The 5386-nt window shown below is 72.9% G+C and carries 5 protein-coding genes; 2 read left to right on the forward strand and 3 right to left on the reverse strand.

Annotation, left to right across the window (positions count from 1 at the left end; translation table 11 throughout):
- Positions 1-162: 162 nt before the first annotated feature.
- Together ACFWBW_RS29745 and tdh are read right to left on the reverse strand one after the other, a co-directional pair.
- A complete protein-coding gene (locus ACFWBW_RS29745) occupies positions 163-1365 on the reverse strand; it encodes a glycine C-acetyltransferase (RefSeq protein WP_385378776.1) in 1203 nt (400 codons plus the stop codon).
- Between the two features lie 144 nt (positions 1366-1509).
- On the reverse strand, positions 1510-2544 hold the full coding sequence (gene tdh / locus ACFWBW_RS29750; protein ID WP_385378779.1) for an L-threonine 3-dehydrogenase: 1035 nt from the start codon (positions 2542-2544) through the stop codon (positions 1510-1512).
- A 205-nt stretch (positions 2545-2749) separates the two neighbouring features.
- Here tdh and ACFWBW_RS29755 point away from each other — a divergent pair, with 205 nt between their 5' ends.
- Positions 2750-3661, forward strand: coding sequence for an alpha/beta hydrolase fold domain-containing protein (locus ACFWBW_RS29755; protein ID WP_385378782.1), 912 nt, complete (start codon positions 2750-2752; stop codon positions 3659-3661).
- Positions 3662-3791: 130 nt separating this feature from the next.
- Here the strand turns inward: ACFWBW_RS29755 and ACFWBW_RS29760 are convergent, their stop codons facing one another.
- Positions 3792-4508: a class I SAM-dependent methyltransferase gene (locus ACFWBW_RS29760; RefSeq protein WP_385378784.1), complete on the reverse strand. Its 717-nt coding sequence runs from the start codon at positions 4506-4508 to the stop codon at positions 3792-3794.
- A 261-nt stretch (positions 4509-4769) separates the two neighbouring features.
- Between ACFWBW_RS29760 and ACFWBW_RS29765 the strand changes: the two genes are divergently transcribed.
- Positions 4770-5264, forward strand: coding sequence for a hypothetical protein (locus tag ACFWBW_RS29765; RefSeq protein WP_385378787.1), 495 nt, complete (start codon positions 4770-4772; stop codon positions 5262-5264).
- Positions 5265-5386: the final 122 nt, after the last annotated feature.

The raw sequence follows: 5386 nt of genomic DNA on the forward strand, positions 1-5386 counted from the left end.
TACCCGCCCTTCCACCGTTCCCCGGGGCTCCGCCCCGGACCCCGCGCCTCACACGCCGGCGGGGCTGAATTTTCCGGGCCGCCCGCGATCAGGTGCCCACCAGTGTCGGCCAGATCCAGCACCTCCGGCGTTTGAGGAGCAGGGTCGGCCAGGGCCTCAGGGCTAGGCGCTCGCCAGAGCGGCCCGCGCGTCGATGAACGCCGCGATCGCGCGTTCCACGTCGGCCGTCGAGTGCGCGGCCGAGAGCTGGACGCGGATCCTCGCGGCGCCCATCGGCACCACCGGGTAGGAGAAGCCGATCACGTAGACCCCGCGCTCCAGCAGGAGTTCCGCCATCCTGGCCGCCTCCGCCGCGTCGCCGATCATCACGGGGGCGATGGCGTGGTCGCCGGGCAGGATCTCGAAGCCGGCCTCGGTCATCTTCGTACGGAAGAGCGCGGTGTTGGCGGCGAGCCGCTCGCGCAGGTCGTCGGCCGACTCCAGCAGGTCGAGGACCTTGAGGGAGGCCGCCGCGATGACCGGGGCGAGGGAGTTGGAGAAGAGGTACGGGCGCGAGCGCTGGCGCAGCAGGGCGACGATCTCGGCGCGGGCCGCGACGTAGCCGCCGGAGGCCCCGCCCAGCGCCTTGCCGAGGGTGCCGGTGATGATGTCCACGCGGTCCATGACCCCGTGCAGTTCGGGGGTGCCGCGGCCGCCGGGGCCGACGAAGCCGACGGCGTGCGAGTCGTCGACCATGACCATGGCGTCGTAGCGCTCCGCGAGGTCGCAGATCTCCGCGAGCGGGGCGACGTAGCCGTCCATCGAGAACACGCCGTCGGTGACGATCAGCTTGCGGCGGGCACCGCCCTCGGTGGCCTCCTTGAGCCGCGTCTCCAGCTCCGCCATGTCGCGGTTGGCGTAGCGGAAGCGGCGGGCCTTGGAGAGGCGGATGCCGTCGATGATCGAGGCGTGGTTGAGGGCGTCGGAGATCACCGCGTCCTCGGGGCCGAGGATGGTCTCGAAGACTCCGCCGTTGGCGTCGAAGCAGGAGGAGTAGAGGATCGTGTCCTCCTGGCCGAGGAAGGCGGAGAGCCGCGCCTCCAGCTCCTTGTGCACCTCCTGCGTACCGCAGATGAAGCGCACGGAGGCCATTCCGTAGCCCCAGCGGTCCAGGGCCTCCTTCGCCGCGGTGACCACTTCGGGGTGGTCGGCGAGGCCGAGGTAGTTGTTGGCGCAGAAGTTGAGGACCTCACCCGCGGTGCCGCCCGAGGTCACGGCGACGGCGGCGTTCTGCGGGGTGCCGATGACGCGCTCGGGCTTGTGCAGACCCGCGGCGCGGATCTCGTCGAGGGTCGTACGGAGGTCCGCGCGGACGGTCTCGAACATGTGCGGTGCTCTCTTTCTCCTGGTGCGGCGGAGGGGAGGGGGGCCGGGCCCCGCGGAGGGGGGAGGGTGCTGCGGGGCCCGGCCGGAGGGAAATGGTCTGTGGGGCTGGAGGCGCTGGAGGGGCTGGAGGGCTGAACGCCCGCGCTACGCCTGGGTCCAGTCCAGGATGATCTTGCCGCTGCGCGCGGTCGCGGCCTCGTCGAACGCGGCCTCGAAGTCCCCGTAGGCGTACCGGCCGGTGATGACGGGGCTGAGGTCGAGCCCACCCTCCAGGAGCACGGTCATCGCGTACCAGGTCTCGAACATCTCGCGGCCGTAGATGCCCTTGATCGTGATCATCGAGGTGACGACCTTGGCCCAGTCGACGGCGAACTCCTGCGCCGGCAGGCCCAGCATGGCGATCCGGCCGCCGTGCGTCATGTTGTCGATCATGTCGCGCATGGCCTCGCCGCGGCCGGACATCTCCAGGCCGATGTCGAAGCCCTCGCGCAGGCCGAGCCGGGCCTGCGCGTCGGCGATGGTCGCCTTGGAGACGTCGAGCGCGAGGGTGGCGCCGGCCTTGCGGGCGATCTCCAGACGCTCCGGGCTGACGTCGGTGATGACCACGTTGCGCGCTCCCGCGTGCCGGGCCACGGCCGCCGCCATGATCCCGATCGGGCCCGCGCCGGTGATCAGTACGTCCTCGCCGACCAGCGGGAAGGAGAGGGCGGTGTGCACGGCGTTGCCGAACGGGTCGAAGATCGCCGCGACGTCGAGGTCCACCTTCGTCCGGTGCACCCACACGTTCTGCGCGGGCAGCACCACGTACTCGGCGAAGGCGCCGTCGCGTCCCACACCGAGCCCGATCGTGCTGCGGCACAGGTGGCGGCGCCCGGCCAGGCAGTTGCGGCACTTCCCGCACACCAGGTGGCCCTCGCCGCTGACCAGCGCGCCGACCTCGATGTCGGAGGACACGTCCGAGCCGAGCGCGGCCACCTCGCCGACGAACTCGTGGCCGAGCACGAGGGGGGTCTTGACGGCGCCCTGCGCCCAGCCGTCCCAGGAACGGATGTGCAGGTCCGTCCCGCAGATGCCGGTGCGCAGCACCTTGATCAGCACGTCGCCGGGGCCGTACTCGGGCTCGGGAACGTCCATCAGCCACAGCCCGGGCTCGGCCTTGTGCTTGACGAGTGCCTTCATGGGGTGGCTCCAGGCATGCGGAAGGAAGCGCTACGGGGCGTGCGGGCCGGGCAGCGTTCGGACGACACCAATCTGCCGACCTGCGGGTGATCAGTCCATCGAGGATTTCTTAAGCGGGTCCACAGCCCAGCTTCACGCCTATGCTCCTCAGGTGTCGGGCAGGGGCCGGGGAGTGGTCCGGGCCGGGAATGGGGAGGTGAGGGGCGTGCCGAGTCTGCGCAGCAGGGCGCTTTCGGTCGCGCTGATCGCGGCGGGGCGGCGAAGACGGTTCGGGAGCGCCGAGGCGGTCCGTACCCGGGTGGCGGAATCGATGCGGCGCCCGGCGTCGCACCTTCCCCCGCGTTCGCTGGGCCGGGTGGCGGAGGTCTCGCGGACCTTCGTCGGGGCCTGGCCGGTGTACGAGGTCTCGCCGCTCGGCGCGGAACCGGCCGCCCGGGTGCTGTACGTGCACGGCGGCGGGTACATCAACGAACTGGTCCGGGCGCACTGGTCGCTGATCCGGACCCTGGTCACCCAGGCGCAGGCCCGGGTGGTCGTACCGGCGTACATCCTGGCCCCGCGCGGAACCGCCGACCGGACCGTCCCGGTCGCCGCCGATCTGCTCAGCGGCCTGATCGCGAGCGGGGGCGCGGGCGGCACGGTGCTCCTCGGGGATTCCGCGGGCGCCGGGCTGGCGCTGGCCGCCGCGCAGCGGCTGCGCGACCGCAACGGGGCGCAGCCGTCCCGGATCGTGCTGATCTCGCCCTGGCTGGACGTGTCCATGAGCCATCCCGACCAGGCGGCCATCGAGGCGGGCGACCCGATGCTGGCCCGCCCCGGCCTGCGGGAGGCCGGACGGCTGTACGCGGGCAACTTGGCGGCCGACGATCCCCGGGTGAGCCCGCTGCACGGGTCGTTCGCGGGGCTGGCCCCGATGACGGTGTTCACGGGCACCCGGGACGTACTGACGACCGACAGCCGCGAACTGCTGCACCGGGCGCGGAGGGCCGACGTCGAGGTGGAGTTCATCGAGGAGCCGGGACTGCCGCACGACTACCCGCTGATGCCGCTCCCGGAGGGCAGGGCGGCCCGCGACCGGATCGTGGAGCTGGTCCGCGCGGCCGCGGCGGAGTCCTGAGCCACCACCGCCTCCCGGGCGGCCCCGATCCGCGGGCAGGGGCGGCGTCTCAGGCGCCTCAGGCCTCTCAGGCCTCTCAGGCCTCTCAGGCCTCTCAGGCCTCTCAGGCCGCGCAGCCCGCGCAGCCCGCTCAGGCCACGCAGTTCATCAGGGAGCCGACGGGCGCCGTGCGGTAGCGGGCCCAGTAGGTCTCGTCCCGGGTCTCGCACGCGGGCGGGGTCCGGGTCGGCTGCCAGGCCACGGTGGCGAAGCCCGCGTCGGCGGCGGCTTCCGCGAAGTCGGCGTGGGCCCATTCGCGGCATTCGAACGGGACCGGCGGGTCGGTCTCGAGCCTCGCCCGCAGGAGCGGCGCGTCCCCGCCGGGAGCGCGCTCGACGACGCTGATCCCGTACGGCTCCCAGTCGGCGTAGGGGAAGGCCCCCGGGTTCGGCACGATGGCGAGGAGCCGCCCGCCGGGGCGCAGGTTCGCGCGTACGGCGCGGAACATGGCGTGCAGCGCCGCCCGGTCGTGGGCCTGGTTGAACAGGTACACGGCGGTGGCCAGGTCGAACGGCCCCAGGGCCGGCAGGCCGGCCGCCGCGTCCGCGACGACGTACTCGACGCGGTGCGCGAGGTCCGCGCCGGTCTCCCGGGCCCGGCGGATCCGCTCGGGACAGCTGTCGACGCCCACCGTCCGGCGGGCCCCGCCGCTCGCCAGCAGCCGGGTGGTGCTTCCGTGTCCGCAGGCCATGTCGAGGGTGTCGAGGCCGCGGACGCCGCCGAGGGCGTCGAGGGCCGTGCTCAGGGTGAAGGCATCGGCGACCGAGAAGGCCGGCGGGGGCGTTGACGTGTCGTACTGCTGTCGCATGTCCGCAAGCCTGCCCGCCTCCGGACCGTGGCCGTCGGTTTCCGCCCCGTGCCTCCCCCGGACGGGGGAGGCGTTCGGATCAGTCGTACGTCGTACGGAGCTGCGCCCTTGGGCTGTGCGGCATACGCAGACGCCGGCTCGCGCGGCATCGGTCCCCGCCTCATGTCTGCCCTCGGCGCGTGCGCGCTCCTCCGCGGGGCGGATACGGTCCGCCGTCAGGGATGAAGCGCGGCTGTCCCGTCCAGGGCCGGCATGGGCCGCATGCCGATAGCGACCGCTCCCCTCCCCGCCCCCGCACCCGCGCCCGCCTGGGCCCGTCGCGCCGCCCACGCCATCGCCCTGTGCGCCGTCCCCTCCGGCCTGTGGCGCATCGCCATGGGATCCGGCGTCTACGTGGGCTACAGCGACCAGGTGCTGCGCGAGGTCTACGGCATCCCGGGCTGGGGCATCGCCTACGTCGTCGCACTGTCCGTCCTCGCCGAACTGGCCGCCTTGTCACCGCTCCTGCTGGTCAGCGACCGGTGGCGGCCGATGGGCCCCGGGGTCCTCGCCCCGCCGGCCCGGACCGCCTCGGGGATCCTGATCCTGGTGACGCTGTGGCAGCTCGTGGTGGCCTTCGCGGTCGAGAGCCAGACGTACATGGAGGTCGGTACGGCACAGACCGTCTGGGGCTTCGTCTTCGCCCCGCTGTTGGCCATACCGGTCCTGATGACCGCGGTGACGTGGTCGTACGCGAAGCGGCACCGGGCCCGGTGAGAGGCACACGCCGACGGCGTCATCGCCCGCCGCTAGTGCTGTGGCCGGGAAGGTTTGCCGGGTCGCGGCGTCCGGTGCGGTGCATCGCAAGGCGGAGGGCCACGGCTCGTACAGGACGTACT

The organism is Streptomyces sp. NPDC059957 (genome assembly GCF_042730015.1).
Taxonomy (GTDB): Bacteria; Actinomycetota; Actinomycetes; order Streptomycetales; family Streptomycetaceae; genus Streptomyces.

Coding starts and splice junctions, on each gene's coding strand:
- ACFWBW_RS29745 (WP_385378776.1), bottom strand. CDS start 1,365: ATGTTCGAGACCGTCCGCGCGGACCTCCGTACGACCCTCGACGAGATC.
- tdh (WP_385378779.1), bottom strand. CDS start 2,544: ATGAAGGCACTCGTCAAGCACAAGGCCGAGCCCGGGCTGTGGCTGATG.
- ACFWBW_RS29760 (WP_385378784.1), bottom strand. CDS start 4,508: ATGCGACAGCAGTACGACACGTCAACGCCCCCGCCGGCCTTCTCGGTC.
- ACFWBW_RS29765 (WP_385378787.1), top strand. CDS start 4,770: ATGCCGATAGCGACCGCTCCCCTCCCCGCCCCCGCACCCGCGCCCGCC.